Raw genomic sequence first — 19,138 nt, 5'->3', positions numbered from 1 at the left:
GGCCAGACCCTCGACGATGGCGGTCTTGCCGACGCCGGGCTCGCCGATCAGGACGGGGTTGTTCTTGGTGCGGCGGGCGAGGACCTGGATGGTGCGGCGGATCTCCTCGTCGCGGCCGATGACCGGGTCGATCTTGCCGTCGCGGGCGGCCAGGGTCAGGTCGCGGGCGTAGCGTTTGAGGGCGTCGTACGCGTCCTCGGCCCCGGCGCTGTCGGCGGTCTTGCCCTTGCGGATCTCGTTGATGGCCTCGTCCAGTTTGGCGGGCGTGGCGCCGACCGAGGCGAGGACGGTGGCGGCGACCCCGCCCTCGCGGGCGAGGGCGCTGAGCAGCCGCTCGGTGGTGACGAAGGCGTCGCCGGCCTTCTTCGAGGCCGCCTCGGCGGCGGCGAAGACGCGGGCGGTGTCGCCGTCCAGATAGAGCTGGCCCGAGCCGCCGGAGACCTGGGCGCGCTTGGACAGGGCGGTTTCCGTGGCGGACTCGGCCTTGGCGGGGTCGCCGCCGGCGGCGGTGATCAGATTGCGGGCGAGGCCGTCGCGCTCCTCCAGCAGCACCTTGAGCAGGTGTTCGGGGGCGAATTGCTGATGCCGGCGGGCCAGGGCCAGCGACTGGGCGGACTGGACGGCCTGTTTGGCGCGGTCGGAGTAGAGGTCGAGATTCACGGCGTGTCCCCTGCGTCAGGCGGAATGTGCGCCCATGGGCGTCCTTTCCGGAAGCGACGCCTTGAGCTGACGCAAATCTGGGTGTGGCGATCGGGTCACACAAGGGGTGAGTGGACGGGTCGGCGCGGGTCGGGCTAGCGTCGCGGCCGAAGTCTGTCGGGAGCGTCTGCATGTCCATCCGCCTCACGCGCCGCGCGGCGCTCGTATCGTCCGCCGCGGCCGGGGTCGCCTTGCCCTCTCTGTCCTGGGCCCAGACGGGTCCGGCGCCGGCGGGGGAGGCGCTGGCCGAGGCGGTCGACGCCTTCGTCAGGAAGGCCATGGCGGCCTTCCCGGACCAGCCGGCGGTGTCGGTGGCGGTGGTCAAGGACGGCGAGGCGGTGCTGACCCGCGGCTATGGCGTGCGGTCCACGGGCGGGGCGGCGATCGACGCGCACACGCATTTCGCCATCGCCTCGAACACCAAGGCGGTGACGGCGGCGGCCCTGGCCATCCTCGTCGACGAGGGCAAGGTGAAGTGGGACGAGCCGGTGCGGACCTATCTGCCCGACTTCTCGCTGTCGAAGCCCGAACTGAACGGCATGGTCACGGTGCGCGACCTGATCAGCCACCGGATCGGCTTCGGTCTCGGGGCCGGGGACCTGCTGTTCTGGCCCAACAGCGACCGGACTCGGTCGGAGATCATGGCGGCCGTGCCGCATGTGCCGATCGAGGACCAGTTCCGGACCAATTATCACTACTGCAACCTGATGTTCGTGGTGGCGGGCGAGGTGGTCGCGGCCGCTTCGGGGATGCCGTGGGAGGCGTTCGTGCAGACGCGCATCCTCGACAAGCTGGGGATGAGCGAGACCCTGCCGCTGATGACGGCGGCGGACCCGGCGAAATCGGCCCTGCCGCACGGGCGGATCGGACCGCCGCTGCGCTACCAGGGGCCGATGCAGACCATCGGCCAGTCGATCCAGGAGGTGTGGAACTGGAGCTCGGCGGGGGCGGCGGGCGGCTTTGTCACCAATCCGGTCGACTGGGCCAAATGGATCGCGGTGCAGCTGAAGCGCGGCGAGCTGCCCGACGGCTCGCGGCTGTATTCCGAGGCGCGCGGCGATGAGATGTGGAAGCCGAACGTCATCATCTCCAACTCTGCCGGGCCGACGCCGGACCTGCCGGGGCGGGCCATCGCGGCGACCTATGCGATGGGCTGGCAGGTGATGGACTATCGCGGCGAGCGCTTCATCACCCATGGCGGCGGGGCCCCGGGCTTCATCTCGGGCACGGTGCTGATCCCCGGCCGGGACGCGGGGTTCAGCTATTTCACCAACGCCGAGGAGGGGATGCTGACGCGGGCGCTGCGCAGTGGCATCGCCGACATCATCATGGGCAAGACCGACTTCGACTGGATCGCCGACAGCGTGCGGCGAAAGGCCGAGGGCGACGCCAAATCGATCGCGGCGGCGGCGGAAATCGACGCGAAACAGGCGGCGGGGGCGGCGCCGTCGCTGCCGCTGGCGGCCTATGCCGGGACGTGGCGGGACCCGTGGTACGGCGACATCGTCATCGAGCGGCGCGGGGGCGGGCTGTGGCTGGCCTTCAGCCGCACGCCGTCGCTGCAGGGGCCGTTGGAGGCCTATGACGGCGAGACGCTGCGGACCCGCTTCCCCGACCGGCGGGAGGAGGACGTGTTCGTCACCTTCAAGCTGGAGAACGGGGCGCCGGTCACGGCGACGATGAAGGCGGTCTCGCCGGACGCGGACTTCAGCTACGACTTCCACGACCTGCGGCTGACCCGGGTCTGAGCCGATGATCGCCCTGGCCCTCGCCCTGAGTCTGACCGCCGCGCCGCAGGAAGGCCCTGCCGCCTGCGAGATGGCGCCCGGCGTCGCGACCGACTGGGCCGCGTGCGCCGAGGCCTTGCCGGAGGGCTCGCCGCAGCAACGGCTGGCCCGGCTCAACCAGGCCACCGAGGCCTATCTGAACCGGGATTATGGCGCGGCCGAGCGCCTGTACGACGCGGCCGCCGGCGAGGAGGCGGTCTATTCCGACGTCTGGCTGCACGCGTTCCGGGGCGACACCTATCAGCAGGTCGGGCGCGGCAAGGACGCGGTGGCCGACGCGCGGATCGCCTGGCTGATCCTGTCGGACGATCCCGCCTGGGCGGCGGCTCGTGAGATGGGCGGCGAGGTCAACGAGGACGCGCGACGGTTCCTGCTGAGCCTGATCCTGCCGATCCTGAAGAAGGGCCGCGACGCCGCCTTCGAGCCCGCCTTCGCCGCCTACCGCGCCCTGCCGGTCAAGGACGTCGACGGCCACGCCAACCTGGCCCTGGTGCTGGAGCAGCTGGGCGATTTCGACGGAGCGCTGGAGGCGAGCCTGGTGGCGATCAAGGCCGAGCCGACGAACCCCGGCTATCTGAACAACCACTGCTACATTCTGGTCCGCGCCGGACGGCCGGCCGAGGGCCTGCCGTTCTGCGAGAAGGCGGTGCAGGGCGCCCCGGAAGTCGCGGCGGTCCGGCACAGTCTCGCCGCGGCCCTGGCGGGCGCCGGGCGCTGCGCCGAGGCCGGGGCGGCGCTGGCCGAGGCCCGACGGCTGGATCCGGCGACGGTGCTGTACCAGCAGCCGATCGCCTGCCCGGCGGGGTAGTCCGCAGGGGTCAGCGGACCAGTTCGAGGATCTCCAGCTTGGAGTCCTGCTTCGGCCACGGCAGGACCAGCCGCCAGCGCTGCGAGCCGATCCGTTCGAAGACGCCGATCTGGTCGCGTTCGGGCATCTGGCCATAGGCGGGCCAGCCGGTCTCGTCGGCGCCCCAGGCCTGGGCGCCGACGTAGATGAGCCGGCGGTCGCTGTCGGGATACAGCAGGCCGCGCGTGCGCTGCGAGCCGGTGGTCTTGGTCAGGACCAGGTCGCCGCCCGGCGTCAGTTCGATGATGCAGCGGAAGAACGGGTATTCGAGATAGCCGGGCCCGCCCGGGCCGTTGGAGCCCAGCTTGACGGCGCGGCAGCGGTAGTCGCCGGGCGGGGGCTGGAGCCGCCCGGCCTGACCGGCGTTCGGATCGACCAGCGGGCCGAGGGCCTCGACCTGGGCGGCGAAGCCCCGGTCCTCGGCCTCGGCGCGGCCCATCCGCCAGGCCTGGTCGAGGCGGCCGAGGCGGGAGGCGTCCTCGCTGGAGGCGACCTCATGCCAGCCGGCGGCGCCGCCTTGTTCGCCCCCGGCGGGCGGGGTCGGAGCCGGGACCCGCGGCGGGGGCTCGGGGGCTTCGGCCGCGGGGGGAACGGCGCTGTCGCCGGGCGCCGGCGGGGCGTCGCCGCAAGCGGCGAGCGGGGCGGCGAGCAGGACGGCAAGCGAGGCGACGGCGGCGAGCGTCCGCATGCAGGGATCTCCATTCGGCTGGAACCAGTCGAACGGATGAGTCCGCCCCGGGTTCAGCGACCGCCGCCCGTCGTCCGGGGATCCAGCAGCAGGCCGGAAACCGTCGCCGCCAGCAATCGCGGCGAGAACGGCAGCCGGGCGACCTTGCCCAGAAGGTGATCGCGCACCCAAGGCAACAGGCGTCCGTCGCCCTGGTAGAAGGGGGTGAAGCCGAGGCTGAGGGCCTGGTAGAGCCGGACATGCCAGCGCCGGCGGCGGGCGTAGGCGGCCAGGGCCGCGGCCAGGTCGGTTTCGGTCGCCAGCGCATCGGCGAGCGCCCGGGCGTCGAGCAAGGCCATGTTCACGCCCTGGCCGAGCTGGGGGCTGGTGGAATGGGCCGCGTCGCCGATGACGGCCAGGCGCTCGCCGATCGGACGCGCCAGGGTCTGGTGGCCATAGGAGGCCAGGGTCATCTGCTCGCGGTCTGTGATGGCGTCCATGACCGGAGACAGCTCGGGCCACAGCCGCAGACAGTGGTCCTTCCAGGTCTCGAGGCCGAGGGCGTGCCAGTCGGGCCAGATCTCGGTCTTCAGGCTCCAGAAGAAGGTCGCCAGCGGCGCGGCCGGCGCGGTCGGGAGGACGCCGCTGGGCAGGACGCCGAGCATGCGGCTGGCGCCCAGATAGACCTGCTCCAGCGCCGTCGGATCGAACGGCGGCCCCGGCCACGGCACGGTGGTCCACAGCGCGCCCCAGGCGAGGTCGCGCCGCTCCACCCTCATGTCGGAGGCGATGGCGGAGCGGGCGCCCGAGGCGTCGACCACCAGGTTGAACGGAGCGCTGCGGCGACCGCCGCTGTCGATCAGGCGACCGGCGTCGGCGCCGACGATTTCGCGGTCGGTTTCAAAATCCACGCCGGCCTCGAGACAGGCCTCGAACAGGATGGCGAACATGGCGGCGCGATGGATGCCGATGGCCGGACGCGGACGCTTCAGATCGCTGTAGCGGACGTCCAGCACGACCCCGCCGTGACGGGCCTCGCGACCGAAGATGTGGTCGATGCGCTGTCCGCAGGATTCGACCCGGGGCGTCAGGCCCAGCCCGTCGAGGACATGCAGGCCGGTGGGCTGGAGCATGAAGCCCGCCCCCATCGGCCGGGGCGTCGCAAACCGCTCATGGACCATGACGCGACGGCCCTGCCGGACCAGCATCAGGGCGACGGCGAGACCGGCGGGACCGGCCCCGACGACGGCGATGTCGGCCGGTCGGGGGCGACGCGGGGGCGACGGGACGTCGAGCGCGACAGCGTCGGCGGCCTTGCCGGCGACCCGGGTTCGTCGGCCTTTCGGGACCCGCCCGTCCGGGGCGGGCTGTTCCCGGTCTGGCCGCGAGCGGGGAGGCTTCGGACCCGGCTTCCGGCTCACGCGGGGATGAGTTCGATCAGGTCGAGATTGGACTCATATCGCGGCCAGGGCAGGACCAGTCGCCAGCGACGGTCGCCGATCCGCTCCAGAGTCGCGATCAGATCGCGGTCGGGGCTTTGGCCGTAGGAGTTGGCGGCGGGCTCGTCGGCCAGCGACATGGAGCCGAGCAGGACCATCCGCCGGTCGTTCTCGGGGAAGAGCAGGCCGGCGGGACGCTGGCTGCCGGTCAGCTTGCTGAATTTCAGGCCGTTGGCCGTCTTTTCGATGCGGCAGTCGAACCAGCCGTAGACGACGTAGCCGAGACCGTCCTCGCCGCCCTGCGAGCCGAGCTTGACCGTCCGGCAGCGGTAGTCGCCGGGGGGCGGGGCGACGGAGGGCCGGGCCGCGTCGGGGTCGATCAGTTCACCGGTCGAGGCGAGGTCGCCCGAGCCGCGCTGGCGACGCGCCTGCTGCAGGGCCAGGCTCCAGGCGGCGTCGAGGCGCTGGTAGCGGTCGCGATCGGAGGCTGTGACGACGCTGCGCCAGTCGCGCAGGACGGGGCCGCCGTCGGCCGGGCCGCCCGGAGGAGGCGGCGGCGGCGGGGGCGTGGCGGCGCAGGCGGAAATCGACGCGGCGGCGAGGGCGATCAGGACCTGCGGCCGGAACAGGCGAAGCATGCGGCGCTCCCGTGTATCCCGGGACCCCGGCCGCCGGGGAGGCGCGGAGGTCCGTCAACGTACAGAAGCCCCTTGGACCGGTCCGGGCGAGCCGCGTCAAGCGCACTCGCCCGCGGACGGGTCGAAAGGCCTCAGCCTTCGTCGGCGGGAACCTCGGCCTTGCGGCGCGGCGCGCGGCGCTTGGGCGCCGGAGCCTCGGCCTCGCCGCCTTCGGGCGGAGCCTCGGGGGCCGGCGCGGCCGAGCGGGTCAGGAAGCCGGGCAGGGCGGTCGGGGCGTCATCAGCGGCGGCCGCATCGGCGGTCTCACGGCGCGGACGGCGCTCGCGCGGGGGCCGTTCGGCGCGGGCGGGCGCGGCTTCGACCTCGCGGCTCTCCGGCGCGGAGGCGGACTCGACGTCGTCGGCCGGGGCCGTCTGATCGCCCTCGCCGCGCTCATTCTGGAAGCGCAGGTTGCGCTCCTGCTGACGGCGTTCCCAGCGTTCGCGGCGGGTCTCGCGACGACCGCCTTCGCCGTTCGCGCCATCGCCCTCGGCGCGGGGCGCCGGGTCACGAGGTTCGCGCGGCTGGTCGTCGCGGTCGCGCCACTCGCGGCGGGGTTGGTCCGACTGACGGTCGTTGGAGCGGTCGTTCTGGCGATCATAGGCGCCGCCGTTCTGACGTTCGCCGTTCTGGCGGTCGTCGTTCTCGCGCTGGCGGGCCTCGGCGGCGGCGACGCGGTCGGCCTCGGCCTTTTCGGCGGCCATGATGGCGGCGGCCTGGGCCCCGGTCTCATCCTCGAAATCGATGTCGAAGCCCTGGCCGGCCAGTTCGCGCTGGGCGATCTCGGACACCGGGCGCGAGGGCTGCAGGGCGCGCAGGACGCGGAAATAGTGTTCGGCGTGCTGGGTGTAGTTCTCGGCCAGCACCCGGTCGCCGGCGGCCGAGGCGTCGCGCGCCAGCTGCATGTAGCGCTCATAGACGGTCTGGGCGTTGCCGCGGACCTTGATGTTCTCGGGACCCTGGGAGTCCCACGAACGGTTCGGATTGGTGGCGTTGGCGTTGCCGCCGCCGCCGCCGCCGGGCTTCCTGTTGCGTCCGCGCTGACGCTTCATGCCCTTGAAATCTCTCATCGGACGCTACCGTGCTTTGTGAAGGGACGGGCCGGCCTGCGAGATGCAGCCTGTCGCCGTCCGTTTCGTCGTTCCGCTTCGCGCGGGGCCAATCCCCGCTGACGATGTGATCGGAAATCCGTTGTCGGCCCCGTGGTCCGCCTGACCGAACGATCAGACCGTCACTGTCCCGGGCGCGCGTGGATGGGCCTGAAGCGGTCCAAGGCGTGCGTTTTGGGTGGGAGACAGGCCAGACTTAGCGCGGGCGGAGGCTGTTTCCAAGGGGTTTGTTTAACGCGCCCGCGCCCGGGCGAAACAGGGTCTCACATCTTCGGAACGGGATTGGTGCGCGGATCGGGGCCATTGGTGACGACGCGGTCGCGGTCGGACAGGTCCTTGACGACGATGACCCGGTCGAAGCCCGCGGCTTCGAACAGGGCCTTGACCTGCGGGCCCTGGTCCCAGCCGATCTCGACCGCGAACAGGCCGTCGGGACGCAGGATGCGGCGGATCTCCGGGGCCAGTTCGCGATAGGCCTGCAGGCCGTCGGGGCCGCCGTCGAGGGCCAGGTGCGGGTCGTGGTCGCGGACCTCGGGGTCGAGGCCGGGGATGTCGCCGGACGGGATGTAGGGCGGGTTGGAGACGACCACGTCGAAGCTGTGGTCGCCGAAGCCGGCGGCCCATTCGGTGCGCAGGAAGGTCGCACGGCCGTCGAGGTCGAGGTTGGCGGCGTTCTCCCGGGCCACGGCCAGGGCCTCCGACGAGATGTCGGTGCCGACGCCGCGCGCGCCGAAGCGCTCGGCCAGGGTCGCCAGCAGGATGGCGCCCGAGCCCGTGCCGAGATCGATCATCTCGAACGCCTTGTGCGGCGGGTACGCCAGCAGGACGACGTCGAGAATGGCCTCGGTGTCCGGGCGCGGGCTGAGCACGTCGGGGGTGACGTTCAGCATGATCTTCCAGAAGCCCTTCCTGCCGAGGATGCGCGACACCGGCTCGCGGCGCAGGCGGCGCTCGACGAAGGCGTCCAGCGCGGTCTGCTGCTCGGCGGTCACGGCGCGGTAGGGGTCGGTCAGGATGTCGGTGCGCGAACAGCCGGCGGCGACCTCGAGCAGCAGGCGGGCGTCGATCGAGGGGCTGTCGATGCGGCCGGCCTTGAGCGTGGCGGCGGCGGCCTTCCAGGCGGTCAGCAGGGTGGGGGAAGCGGCGGCGTGGGTCATGCTCTGGCCTTGGCGCGGGTTTGCGCGGATATCAAGCGCGACGGCGCCGGAACGGCGTCCGGCGGGAGCCGTTGTGGCCACGATGCAGAAGCGGTCTGAAGCAAGGGGCGGCCTCGGGCTGTGGGGCGTCCTCGGGGCGATCGGCGGGGGGCTCGCGGCCGGGGCCGGCGCGGCGCACCTGCTGTACCGCCACGGGCACAAATACGGGATCGAGTTGCGGCGGCCGCACCCCGGTCCGCCGCCGCCGCAGGTTCCGACGCCCGAGGATTTCGAGGCGAGAGAGCCCGGTCGCGGGCGGCTGGCGCAACGGCCGGAGCACATTCCGCACAAGGGCTGGGTCGACATCTTCTGGCGCGTCGGGGCGTCCTATTTCGGCGACCGGGTCGGGTTCGTGGCCGGGGGCGTGACCTTCTTCGTGATGCTGTCGCTGTTCCCTACCCTGGCGGCGTTCGTCACCCTGTACGGCCTGTTCGCGGACCCCAACGATGCGGTCGAGCGGCTGTATTTTCTCTATTCGGTGATGCCGGCGGGGGTGGCTGAATTCCTCAGCGGCGAGATGCAGCGGCTGGCCGAGAACGCCACCACCACCCTGACCTTCACCCTGGTGTGGACCCTGGCCCTGTCGCTGTGGACCGCGAACGGGGCGATCAAGGTGCTCTTCTACGGCCTGAACATCGCCTATCACGAGGTCGAGCGGCGCAATATCGTCCGCTACAATCTGACCTGCATGGCGTTCACGGTCACGGGCCTGATCAGCATCCTGGTGACGGCGGGCCTGATCGTCGGGGTGCCGGTGGTGATGGGGGTGTTCGGCCTCGCGGACGAGTGGGCCTATCTGGCCCCGTTGCGCTGGCCCATTCTGGGCACGGTCTATGTCGCGGCCCTGACGGTGATCTATCGCTTCGGGCCGTGCCGGGCGCGGGCGCGCTGGCGCTGGCTGACGCCGGGCGCCCTGTTCGCCGCCCTGCTGAGCGTGATCCTGTCGCTGGTGTTCAGCTGGTATCTGCAGACCTTCGTGCGCACGGCCTCCTACGGACCGCTGGCGGCCATGATGGGCTTCCTGCTGTGGACCTGGCTGAGCGTGCAGATCATCCTGATGGGGGCCGAGTTCAACGCCGAGATCGAGCACCAGACAGCGATCGACACCACCACCGGCGAGCAGCGGGCGATCGGCGAGCGCGGGGCGGTGGTGGCCGATACGGTCGGTCCGCGCCGGGGCAATCCGGCGGCCCTGGCCTTCACCCTGAAACACGCCGAGGCCCTGTCGGACCGGCTGCTGAAGCGGCGCATCCGGCGCAGCTGACGCGGTCATTGGCGCTTCGCCAACGGACGGGCGCGGTCGTTCACGAAGGCAGGGCGTCGGTCGCCGCATCCGGCGTGGCGCCGCGGTCGGGACCGCCACACGGTCGGGGCCTCGGAGGTCCGGTGGTCGGGCCTCCCTCGCTCGAGAGATCCCCGCATGACCCGCCTGCCCCTGATCGCCCTCGCCGCCTTCGGCCTGCTTGCCCCGGCCGGCGCCGCCCTGGCCCAGAGTCCGTCCGGGGGCGCGCCCGACAGCGCCGTGACCCTGACCTTCGAGACCGGGGCGCAGACCGGCGCGGTGATGGTCGCCCTGTATGATTCCCAGGCGGGCTACGCGGGGGACCGTCCGGTCGGCGCGCGCCGGCTGGATGTGGCCGCGGGAGAGGTCAGCGCCGTCTTCGAAGGGCTGCCCGCGGGCGACTATGCGGCCAAGGCCTTTCATGACGTCAACGGCGACGGCGAGATGAACGTCAATCCGTTCGGCATGCCGGTCGAGCCCTACGCCTTCTCCAACAACGCCGTCGGCAACATGGGCCCGGCCAGCTGGGAGCGCGCCCGCTTCGCCGTCTCGGGCGCGACCGCCCAGACCATCAACTTGCGTTGAGGGGCCTACCGCTCGCCGCGCGGCGGCTCGCTGCTTGAGGCCGCGCCGTACCCCCCCCCGCCGGAGACCCTTGCCATGATCGCTTCCCGCCGCAACTTCCTGATGGGCGCCGCAGCCCTGTCCGCCGCTGTCGTGACCCCGGAGACCGTCCGCGCCATGACGGCGATGCGGATCGCCACCGACTGGGGTCTGGCCACGGCCGATGTCGAGGCCGACGTCGCGCCCCAGGCGATGCGCCTCATCCATGGCCGGGCCCCGGCGGGGCTGGAGGGCGCCCTGTATCGCAACGGGCCAGCGAAATTCCGTCGCCCCGGCCGGTCGGCGGCGCACTGGTTCGACGGCGACGGCATGGTGCGGCGCTTCCGCATCTCGGATGGCCGGGCCGAGCTGGCCGCCCGCTTCGTCGACACGCCGAAGCGGCGGCAGGAGACGCGACTGGACGCCATGGTCATGCCCGGCTTCGGCACCGTCGGCGATCCCCGCGCCGAGATCGGCTCGAACGACGACGCCAACGCCGCCAACACCTCGGTGCTGATGGCCGGCGACGCCCTGTGGGCGCTGTGGGAGGCCGGATCGGCCGTGGCCATGGATCCGGAGACGCTGGAGACCCGGGGCATGGTCACCCATCGCCCCGACCTGAAATCCATGCCCTTCCTCGCCCATCCGCGGCGCGAGCCGGACGGCCGCATCTGGAACCTCGGCATGGGCCGGGGGCAGGCCATGGTCTGGCGCCTGTCAGCCGCGGGCGAGCTTGAGGCTGCGACGATGATCGACCTGCCGCGCGCCAGCTATGTCCATGACTTCACCGCCACGGCCCGCCATCTGGTGATCGTGCTGCAGCCGTGGGTGCAGGCGCGGATGACCATGCCGTTCTCGGAGGGCTTCGACTGGCGTCCCGAGGAGGGGACCCAGGTGCTGGTGATCGACAAGGACGACCTGACGAAGCGGCGGGTGTTCGACCTGCCGGCTTTCGGCTTCTTCCACCTCGGGGACGCCTGGTCGGACGGCGGCGACATCCGCTTCGATGTCTGCGTCCATCGCGATATGGACTTCGCCGCCCGCGGCGCCAGCGAGGTGCTGAACGGCGTGCCGCTGGACGGCGAGCCGGCCCGGCTGGCGATGGTGCAGCTTAAGGCGGACGGCTCGGCCGACCTGCAGCGCACCGACCATGTGGCCGAGTTCCCGCGCGGCGATCCGCGCCGCGCCGGCCTGCCGCGTCGCTTCACCCTGCACACGGCCGGGGAGGCTTCGGATCGACCGTTCGCGAGCGCGATCGGGATGACGGACTGGCGGGCGGGCCGGACCCGCGCATTCGACTTCGGGGCGGACCATGTGATGGACGAGATGGTGTTCGTCCCGCGCCCCGGCGGCTCGGAGGAGGATGACGGCTGGCTGGTCGGGCCGACCCTCAACCTGGCCGCCCGTGCAACCGAACTGCATGCGCTCGACGCGGCCCGGATCGAGGACGGGCCGGTCGCGACTTGGCGCGCTGACGCGGCCCTGCCGGTCAGCTTCCACGGCGTCTGGCACGGCTAGTCAGTACCAGCCGGCCTCGCGCAGGGCCCGGGCGTAGCGGCGGCTGACCGGGGCGACGAGGCCGCCCTCAAGCGACAGGGCGGCCCGGCCGTCGTTGCGTTTGACGTCGCGGACCGCATCGCGGGCGACCCACCAGCTGCGGTGGGTCTGCGCGCCTTCGAGCCCTTCAAGCTCGGCCACGGCGTCGGACAGCCGCATCAGGATCAGGTCCGAGCCGCGGTCGGTGTGCAGGCGCAGATAGTGGTCTTCGGCCTGGACGGCGTGGAGCGCCGCACCGCGCAGCCTTGGCGGCAGGCGGTCCAGAAAGCGGGCCGGAGCGGCGCCGCCGGCGCCCGCGTGGGTCTGGACCGGCGTGGCGCGGCCCATGAAGACATTGACGGCGCTGAGGGCGACGGTGACGACCAGCACGGGTCCGACAAAGCCGAGGAGCCGATCGGTCGGGTAGACCTCGCGTTCGAAGGCGAGGCCGGTGACCAGCCAGACCAGCACCGCCACCGGACCGGTGATGGCCGCCGAAAGCGCCGCCACGGTCAGCCATGGCCGTTCATCCGGGTCGATCCGACGCTCGACCATGCGGGAGCACAGATGCCCCCAGAGGGCGCCGGCGAGGATCAGCGGAACCCAGTAGGCGAAGCGTAGCCACAGCGGCAGGCCGATGGTGCCGAAGGCGCCGCTCAGGGCGAGCAGGGCGCCCGCGCCGACGGCCACGCCCCAGCCCCGGTCGATGCGGAAGCGGGGCCAGCGCCGCGGAGCCGGTCCCGATGGGGCGGCGGGCGGTCGCATCAGCCGGGTCGGCTCCCGGGTCCGCACACGGCGCGGAACCCGGCGGCGGCGAAGCGGACCATGTACTCGCCGGCGGTGTCGAGATCGCCGGAACGGCACAGGCCGCCGGACAGGCGGTCGAGGCGGCCGGTCTCGCCCAGCGTCAGCGTCAGGGCGCCCGAGAGGTTGTGGTAGCCCCAGTAGAGGTCCTGCTCGCGCGCCTCCGGCAGGACGCGCTTGATCAGCTCGATCAGCCGCCGCGCGGTGGGATCGAAATAGCGGGTCATGATCTCGCCGCCGAACATCGGATTGGCGTTGGTCTGGGCCACCAGGGCGGCGTAGTGCTTCCACCCCGGTCCCCCCTTCAGGGCCCATTCGAACGGGGAATGCAGGAAGGCGGCGAGCAGCCCTTCGAGCGTCATGTCAGCGCCCGCCGCCTCGGCGTAGCGGTTGATGGCGTTGACCCGGTCGCTGTTCCAGACCTCGGCCCGGCGCAGGAAGACGGCGTCGAACAGGGCCCGCTTGGCCCCGAAATAATAGTGGACCAGGGCGGTATCGACCCCGGCCTCGCGCGCCACCTCGCGGATGGTCACGCCATAGAAGCCGTGTTTGGAGAACAGGTCTTCGGCCGCGTCGAGAATCGATTCGCGGGTGTCCCCCGTTCCCTCGGCCCGTTTCTTGGACGGCCGGCCGCGACGCGCGGGGGCGGGAGCGGCGGCGGAAGCGGGCGCGTCGAGCTTGGTCATGCCGGCAAGCTAGGCCCCGTCAGGCGGTCATGGCAACGGCGCCACAGTCCCGTCCGCGGGCGTCGCCCGACAAGCGGCGCCGTTTGACAGCGGGACGAAAACGATTACGGTCCGAGAAAATCATTGAACGCTGAATAAAAGCGTCTCACCGGAAACATCAGGACTGGGGCTACACATGAATCGCTACGTAAAGACCGCCTTGCTCGCGGGCGCCGGCTGGAGCGCGCTTTCGACCGCCGCGCTGGCGCAGGACGCCGGAGCCGCCGCCACGGCGGCCCCGCAGGACGCCACCGAGATCGGCGAAGTCATCGTCACCGCCCGCCGTCGCGCCGAAGCGCTGCAGGACGTGCCGGTGGCGGTCACCGCCTTCACCGCCGAAGCGCTCGAAGCGCGCGGCTCGGCTGACATCACCGAACTGGCCCGCAGCACGCCCAGCCTGACGCTGAACTCGGCGCGCGGCTCGAACTCGACGCTGATCTCCTTCATCCGCGGCGTCGGCCAGCAGGATCCGCTGTGGGGCTTCGACCCGGGCGTGGGCCTGTATATCGACGACGTCTATGTGGCCCGTCCGCAGGCGGCCGTTCTGGACATCTTCGACATCGAGCGCATCGAAGTGCTGCGCGGTCCGCAAGGCACCCTGTACGGCCGCAACACCATCGGCGGGGCGATCAAATATGTGACGCGCCGCATCGGCCAGGATCCGGAGATCTCGCTGCGCGGGGCCTACGGCAGCTACAACCAGTTCGAGGCCATCGGCAGCCTGTCGGGCCCGGTCAGCGACACCGTCGGCATCTCCGCCTCGGTGGCCCGCTACCTGCGCGACGGCTTCGGCGAGAACCTCAACACCGGCACCGAGCACTACAACAAGGACGTCACGGCGGCACGCGCCAGCGTCGAGTGGACGCCCACCGACGCCCTGTTCTTCCGCCTCGCCGGCGACTGGGTGAAGGACAGCTCCAACGCCCGCCACGGGCACCGTGAAGCCGCGCCGATCCTCGCGAACGAATACGACACCATGGGCGGCGCCGGCGACAAGAACAGCGTCGAGACGCGCGGCCTGTCGCTGACCGGCGAGTACACCGTCAATGACTGGCTGACGCTGAAGTCGATCACCGCCTACCGGGACGGCGAGACGCGCGGCAACATCGATTTCGACAACCTGCCGGGGCCCATCCTCGACATCCCCGCCCAGTATGACGACGACCAGTTCAGCCAGGAATTCCAGGCGCTGTTCGAAGGCGACCGCTGGTCGGGCGTCGCGGGCGTCTACTATCTGGACGCCACGGCCTCGGGCGCGTTCGACACCGTGGTCGGGAATTTCAACCTGACCACCCTGACCTCCGGCAGCGTCGACACCAAGAGCTGGTCGGTGTTCGGCGACCTGACCTATGATTTCACCGACGCCCTGTCGATGTCGGTCGGCGGCCGCTTCACCCACGACGAGAAGACCGGCACGGTCTTCCGTCAGCAGTACCTCGGCATCCGCAGCCCGTTCTTCGGCAACGCCGCGGCCGTGCCCCTGGGCGGACCGCGCACCAACTACACCGACACGCGCGACTTCGAGGAGTTCACGCCCCGGGTCAGCGTCTCGTATGAGATCTCCGACGACCTGACGACCTATGCCTCGTGGGGCCGGGGCTTCAAGTCGGGCGGCTTCGACATGCGCGGCGACGCGGTGCTCTATCCCGACACCGTGCTCGGCTACGATCCCGAGACCGTCGAAACGATCGAGGTGGGCCTGAAGGGCCGGCTGTTCGACCGCTTCAGCTTCGCCACCGCCCTGTTCGACTCCTCCTATGAGGACCAGCAGATCACGACCCAGTATCCGGCGGGCGCCACCGTGGCCTCGGTGGTCGACAACGTCGGTTCGTCGTCGATCCGCGGCTGGGAATTCGAGGGCTCGCTGCGGGCCACCGAGAACCTCGTCCTCAACGGCATGCTGAGCTACATCGACGCCCAGTTCGACGAGTTCCTCGCCTACATCCCCACCGGCCCGCTGAACGCGACCTGCCCGACCCTGGTCGGCTGTTTCGTGGACGTCTCGGACCTGCGCGACTTCCAGAACACGCCGGAATGGACCGGCTCGGTCAGCGCCACCTGGACCCACGGGTTCGAGGACGGCAGCGAGCTGGCCTTCACCCCGTCGGCGGCCTATCGCGGCGCCTATCAGCAGTTCGAGACCCCGGCGCCGCTGCTCGACCAGGACGCCTACTGGATGTACGACGCCAGCGTGGTCTGGACCTCGGCCAGCGACCGCTGGACCGTCGGCCTGCACGGCAAGAACCTGTCGGACGAGCGCTACAAGACCGGGGGCTACAACTTCCCCGGAGCCGCGACCGGCAACTCGATCATCGCCTTCTACGGCGCGCCGCGGACCTTCACCGCCCGACTGGGCGTCAAGTTCTGATCCGAAAGACTCCTGAAGCCTGATCGCGTGTGATCACGGGCGGCGGTTCACCTGAGCCGCCGCCCTTTTTCTTTTTACGCCGCGCCACGGCCCCGCTACCGTTCCAGCCAACCAAGAAGATCAAGTCGAGGGAAACGCCATGACCGACACGGACGCCCCCGTCCCCGGGCAAACGCCCGTCCGCCCGGGCTACCGCTACTATGTGCTGGCGGTCCTGATCCTGGCCTACATGCTGAACTTCCTCGACCGGCAGATCATCGGCATCCTCGCCGCGCCGCTGAAGGCCGAGTTCGGCCTGTCGGACAGCCAGTTCGGCCTCCTCGGCGGCATCGCCTTCGCCAGCGTCTATTCGACCCTCGCCATTCCGCTGGCCTGGCTGGCCGACCGGTTCAGCCGCGTCTGGATCATGACCGGAGCGCTGGCGGTGTGGAGCGGCTTTACGGCGCTGTGCGGCGCGGCGACGTCCTTCACCCAGTTGTTCCTGTTCCGTATGGGCGTGGGCGTCGGCGAGGCCGGCGGCGTGGCCCCGGCCTATTCGCTGATCGCCGACTATTTCCCGCCGAACCAGCGGGCGCGGGCGCTGGCCGGCTTCGCCTTCGGCATTCCGCTGGGCACGGCGGCGGGCACGCTGGTCGGCGGCCTGCTGGCGGCCACATACGGCTGGCGTACGGCCTTCATCGCCGTCGGCCTGCTGGGGGTGCTGCTGGCCCCGGTGCTGCTGCTGACGGTGAAGAACCCCACGCGCGGCGGGACCGACACGGCCAAGACCGAGGCCGAGCTGGCCGCGATCGCCGCCGCCCCGGTGGTCGGCTCGGGAAACACCGGGCGGATCGCCGCCCTGATCATGCTGGGCCTCGGCGCCGGAGCTCTGACCCTCGCCGCCCTGATCCGTTTCGCCGGTCTCGAGCTGGGCAATCCGCTGGTGTTCGCCTTCGGCGGCCTGCTGGCTGTGGTCATCGGCGTATCGCTGATGATCGCCCGCCGCACCGCCTCCGCGGTGATCCCGAAGAAGAGCTTCTGGCTGCTGGCGCTGGGCGCGGCGTCGTCCTCGGTGTGCGGCTATGGCGTGGCGGGCTGGCTGCCGCTGTTCTTCATGCGCAGCTTCGGCCTGACCCTGTCGCAGACCAGCTGGTACTATGCCGGCATCGCCCTGATCGGCGGCACCCTGGGCATCTGGATGGGCGGCGCCATCGCCGACAAGCTGTCGAAGCGGGGCAAGGGCGCCTATCCCCTGACCCCCGCCATCGCCTTCCTGATCTCGGCCCCCTGTTTCATCCTGGCGATGAACTCGCCGTGGCTGATCGGCCTGATCTTCCCGGGCGGCGGCACCAACGCCCAGCAGCTGATCGTCGCCTTCCTGATCTTCCTGATCCCGACCGGGCTGAACCTGGCCTGGCTGGGGCCGGTCACCGCCTCGGTCCAGCATCTGGTCCCGGCGCCGATGCGCTCGACCGCCTCGGCCCTGTTCCTGCTGATCAACAACCTGCTGGGGATCGCGGTCGGCTTCTACTATTTCGGCTGGATGAGCGACCTGCTGGCGCCGCGCTTCGGCGACGAGAGCCTGCGCTGGGCCATCTACACCGGCATGGGCTTCTATGTGCTGGCCGCCATCCTGCTGATCGGCGCCTCGCGCACCCTGAAGAAGGACTGGGTCGACTGAGGTCGTTCCGGGGCGCGCCCCAGCCATAATGACGCTGCTTTTCGAAGCAGAGTGACCCACGACGCCGGCCGCGCGCCGGTCCTCCCCCTGTCGCCAAGAGAGTACGATTGATGATCGCCACGCTGCTGTTCGCCGCCGTAACCGCCGCCCCCGTCCCGGCGCCGGCCGACGACTTCAAGACCCTGTGCGTCGCCACCAGGGGCGACGTCGCCGCCGTGACCGCCGCCGCGGCGGCCGAGGGCGGCTGGTCCGCTCCAGTCCAGCAGGACGGGATGACCGTCTGGATCCGCACCGGCGAAGGCGTGGCGCGCAATCTGGTGGTCGGCGAACAGGCCGCGCCGGACGGCAAGCGCCAGGCCTGCATGCTGACCAGCCAGCCCGCCCAGCCGGACCTGGTCTCCGGGATCGCGGGCGTGCTGGGCGGCGTGTCGATGGCCGTGGACGCCAACGCCGGCCTCTACGCCTATGCGCCGGACCAGGACGCCTACCGCGCCGGCGACGTGACCTTCGTCAAGGTCACCACCGAGGCCGACAGCACCAGCCTGACCGCCATCCGGCCCGTCCGCTAGGCCAAGCCTGCCGAAGAGCCTGACGAACGCCCTTCGCCCCGCGGCGGAGGGCGTTTCGCATTCCGGCTCCGGCCGCAGCCGGCGAGAGGCGGTTGCACCTGCGAAGGCGCGGGTCCTATAAGCACGCCGACTCTCCCCCCGAAGGCGGCATCCATGAACATTCACGAGTATCAGGCCAAGCAGGTCCTGAAGGGCTTCGGCGCCCCGGTCGCGGCCGGCGTGGCCATCACCTCGGCCGATCAGGCCGAAGCGGCGGCGAAGCAGCTGCCCGGACCCCTGTACGTCGTGAAGTCCCAGATCCACGCCGGTGGGCGCGGCAAGGGCAAGTTCAAGGAGCTGGGCCCGGACGCCAAGGGCGGCGTCCGTCTGGCCCGCTCGATCGAGGAGGTCGTCGCCAACGCCCGCGAGATGCTGGGCAACACCCTGGTGACGGCCCAGACCGGCGAGGCCGGCAAGCAGGTCAACCGCCTGTACATCGAGGACGGCGCCGACATCGACCGCGAACTGTACTGCTCGCTGCTGGTGGACCGTCAGTACGGCCGCATCGCCTTCGTCGTCTCGACCGAGGGCGGCATGGACATCGAGGCGGTCGCCCACGACACGCCCGAGAAGATCCAGACCATCGTCATCGACCCGGAAGCGGGCGTCACCGAGGCCGACGTGGCCAAGATCAACGCCGCCCTGAAGCTGGACGGCGCCGCCGCCCAGGATGGCGAGACCCTGTTCCCGACCCTGTACCGGGCCTTCGTCGACAAGGACATGTCGATGCTGGAGATCAACCCGCTGATCGTCATGACCAACGGCCGCCTGCGGGTGCTGGACGCCAAGGTCAGCTTCGACGGCAACGCCCTGTTCCGCCATGAGGACATCAAGGCGCTGCGCGACGAGACCGAGGAAGACGCCAAGGAGATCGAGGCCTCGGAATGGGACCTCGCCTATGTCGCGCTGGACGGCAACATCGGCTGCATGGTCAACGGCGCCGGCCTGGCCATGGCGACGATGGACATCATCAAGCTGTACGGAAAAGAGCCCGCCAACTTCTGCGACGTCGGCGGCGGCGCCTCCAAGGAAAAGGTCGCGGCGGCCTTCAAGATCATCACCGCCGACCCCGCCGTGCAGGGCATCCTGGTCAACATCTTCGGCGGCATCATGCGCTGCGACGTCATCGCC

General features: G+C 70.9%; 17 protein-coding genes. 9 read left to right on the top strand and 8 right to left on the bottom strand.

Going from position 1 to position 19,138, the window contains the following annotated elements; all coding sequences use genetic code 11:
• Positions 1 to 660, bottom strand: a 660-nt coding sequence (locus tag V6M45_RS14295) for a Clp protease N-terminal domain-containing protein (protein WP_332657211.1), incomplete at its 3' end; no start/stop codon positions are given.
• 170 nt (positions 661 to 830) lie between these two features.
• On the opposite strand from V6M45_RS14295, the gene V6M45_RS14290 reads away from it, so the two are divergent.
• Together V6M45_RS14290 and V6M45_RS14285 are read left to right on the top strand one after the other, a co-directional pair.
• On the top strand, positions 831 to 2,447 hold the full coding sequence (locus V6M45_RS14290; protein ID WP_332657210.1) for a serine hydrolase: 1,617 nt from the start codon (positions 831 to 833) through the stop codon (positions 2,445 to 2,447).
• A 4-nt stretch (positions 2,448 to 2,451) separates the two neighbouring features.
• Positions 2,452 to 3,294, top strand: coding sequence for a hypothetical protein (locus tag V6M45_RS14285; RefSeq protein WP_332657209.1), 843 nt, complete (start codon positions 2,452 to 2,454; stop codon positions 3,292 to 3,294).
• Positions 3,295 to 3,304: 10 nt separating this feature from the next.
• Here the strand turns inward: V6M45_RS14285 and V6M45_RS14280 are convergent, their stop codons facing one another.
• The 5 genes from V6M45_RS14280 to prmC all read right to left on the bottom strand — a co-directional run bounded on the left by V6M45_RS14280 (position 3,305) and on the right by prmC (position 8,382).
• Complete coding sequence (locus tag V6M45_RS14280) at positions 3,305 to 4,021, bottom strand: DUF4893 domain-containing protein (RefSeq protein ID WP_332657208.1); 717 nt, start codon at positions 4,019 to 4,021, stop codon at positions 3,305 to 3,307.
• Between the two features lie 53 nt (positions 4,022 to 4,074).
• Entirely contained in the window at positions 4,075 to 5,421 is a 1,347-nt protein-coding gene (locus V6M45_RS14275; RefSeq protein ID WP_332657207.1) for an FAD-dependent oxidoreductase, read from the bottom strand.
• Entirely contained in the window at positions 5,418 to 6,077 is a 660-nt protein-coding gene (locus V6M45_RS14270) for a DUF4893 domain-containing protein (protein ID WP_332657206.1), read from the bottom strand. The genes V6M45_RS14275 and V6M45_RS14270 overlap by 4 nt, the downstream gene beginning before the upstream one ends.
• Positions 6,078 to 6,208: 131 nt before the next feature.
• Complete coding sequence (locus tag V6M45_RS14265; RefSeq protein WP_332657205.1) at positions 6,209 to 7,186, bottom strand: DUF4167 domain-containing protein; 978 nt, start codon at positions 7,184 to 7,186, stop codon at positions 6,209 to 6,211.
• A gap of 302 nt (positions 7,187 to 7,488) precedes the next feature.
• Positions 7,489 to 8,382 carry a peptide chain release factor N(5)-glutamine methyltransferase gene (gene prmC, locus V6M45_RS14260; protein ID WP_332657204.1) on the bottom strand — a complete coding sequence of 298 codons (894 nt, stop codon included), beginning with the start codon at positions 8,380 to 8,382 and terminating at the stop codon, positions 7,489 to 7,491.
• A gap of 82 nt (positions 8,383 to 8,464) precedes the next feature.
• Here prmC and V6M45_RS14255 point away from each other — a divergent pair, with 82 nt between their 5' ends.
• From V6M45_RS14255 to V6M45_RS14245, 3 genes are all read left to right on the top strand, one after another.
• Positions 8,465 to 9,685, top strand: coding sequence for a YihY/virulence factor BrkB family protein (locus V6M45_RS14255; RefSeq protein WP_332657212.1), 1,221 nt, complete (start codon positions 8,465 to 8,467; stop codon positions 9,683 to 9,685).
• Positions 9,686 to 9,841: 156 nt separating this feature from the next.
• Entirely contained in the window at positions 9,842 to 10,288 is a 447-nt protein-coding gene (locus V6M45_RS14250; protein WP_332657203.1) for a DUF2141 domain-containing protein, read from the top strand.
• A 75-nt stretch (positions 10,289 to 10,363) separates the two neighbouring features.
• Positions 10,364 to 11,824 carry a carotenoid oxygenase family protein gene (locus V6M45_RS14245; RefSeq protein WP_332657202.1) on the top strand — a complete coding sequence of 487 codons (1,461 nt, stop codon included), beginning with the start codon at positions 10,364 to 10,366 and terminating at the stop codon, positions 11,822 to 11,824.
• On the opposite strand, the gene V6M45_RS14240 is transcribed toward V6M45_RS14245, so the two are convergent.
• Both V6M45_RS14240 and V6M45_RS14235 read right to left on the bottom strand, forming a co-directional pair.
• Entirely contained in the window at positions 11,825 to 12,607 is a 783-nt protein-coding gene (locus V6M45_RS14240; RefSeq protein WP_332657201.1) for a LytTR family DNA-binding domain-containing protein, read from the bottom strand.
• Positions 12,607 to 13,332, bottom strand: a complete 726-nt coding sequence (locus tag V6M45_RS14235) for a TetR/AcrR family transcriptional regulator (RefSeq protein ID WP_332657200.1) — start codon at positions 13,330 to 13,332, stop codon at positions 12,607 to 12,609. Before V6M45_RS14235 ends, V6M45_RS14240 begins: the two co-directional genes overlap by 1 nt.
• A 175-nt stretch (positions 13,333 to 13,507) precedes the next feature.
• On the opposite strand from V6M45_RS14235, the gene V6M45_RS14230 reads away from it, so the two are divergent.
• The 4 genes from V6M45_RS14230 to sucC all read left to right on the top strand — a co-directional run.
• A complete protein-coding gene (locus tag V6M45_RS14230; RefSeq protein WP_332657199.1) occupies positions 13,508 to 15,739 on the top strand; it encodes a TonB-dependent receptor in 2,232 nt (743 codons plus the stop codon).
• A 139-nt stretch (positions 15,740 to 15,878) separates the two neighbouring features.
• Positions 15,879 to 17,399 carry a spinster family MFS transporter gene (locus V6M45_RS14225; protein WP_332657198.1) on the top strand — a complete coding sequence of 507 codons (1,521 nt, stop codon included), beginning with the start codon at positions 15,879 to 15,881 and terminating at the stop codon, positions 17,397 to 17,399.
• A 110-nt stretch (positions 17,400 to 17,509) separates the two neighbouring features.
• Positions 17,510 to 17,968, top strand: coding sequence for a hypothetical protein (locus V6M45_RS14220; RefSeq protein WP_332657197.1), 459 nt, complete (start codon positions 17,510 to 17,512; stop codon positions 17,966 to 17,968).
• A gap of 153 nt (positions 17,969 to 18,121) precedes the next feature.
• The coding region (sucC, locus tag V6M45_RS14215; protein WP_332657196.1) for an ADP-forming succinate--CoA ligase subunit beta at positions 18,122 to 19,138 on the top strand (1,017 nt) is incomplete at its 3' end.

The sequence above is a fragment of the Brevundimonas sp. genome (genome assembly GCF_036676055.1).
In the GTDB taxonomy this organism is placed as follows: Bacteria; Pseudomonadota; Alphaproteobacteria; order Caulobacterales; family Caulobacteraceae; genus Brevundimonas.
Note: the sequence above shows the minus strand (reverse complement) of the source record. Positions and strands in the feature narration are given on the sequence as shown.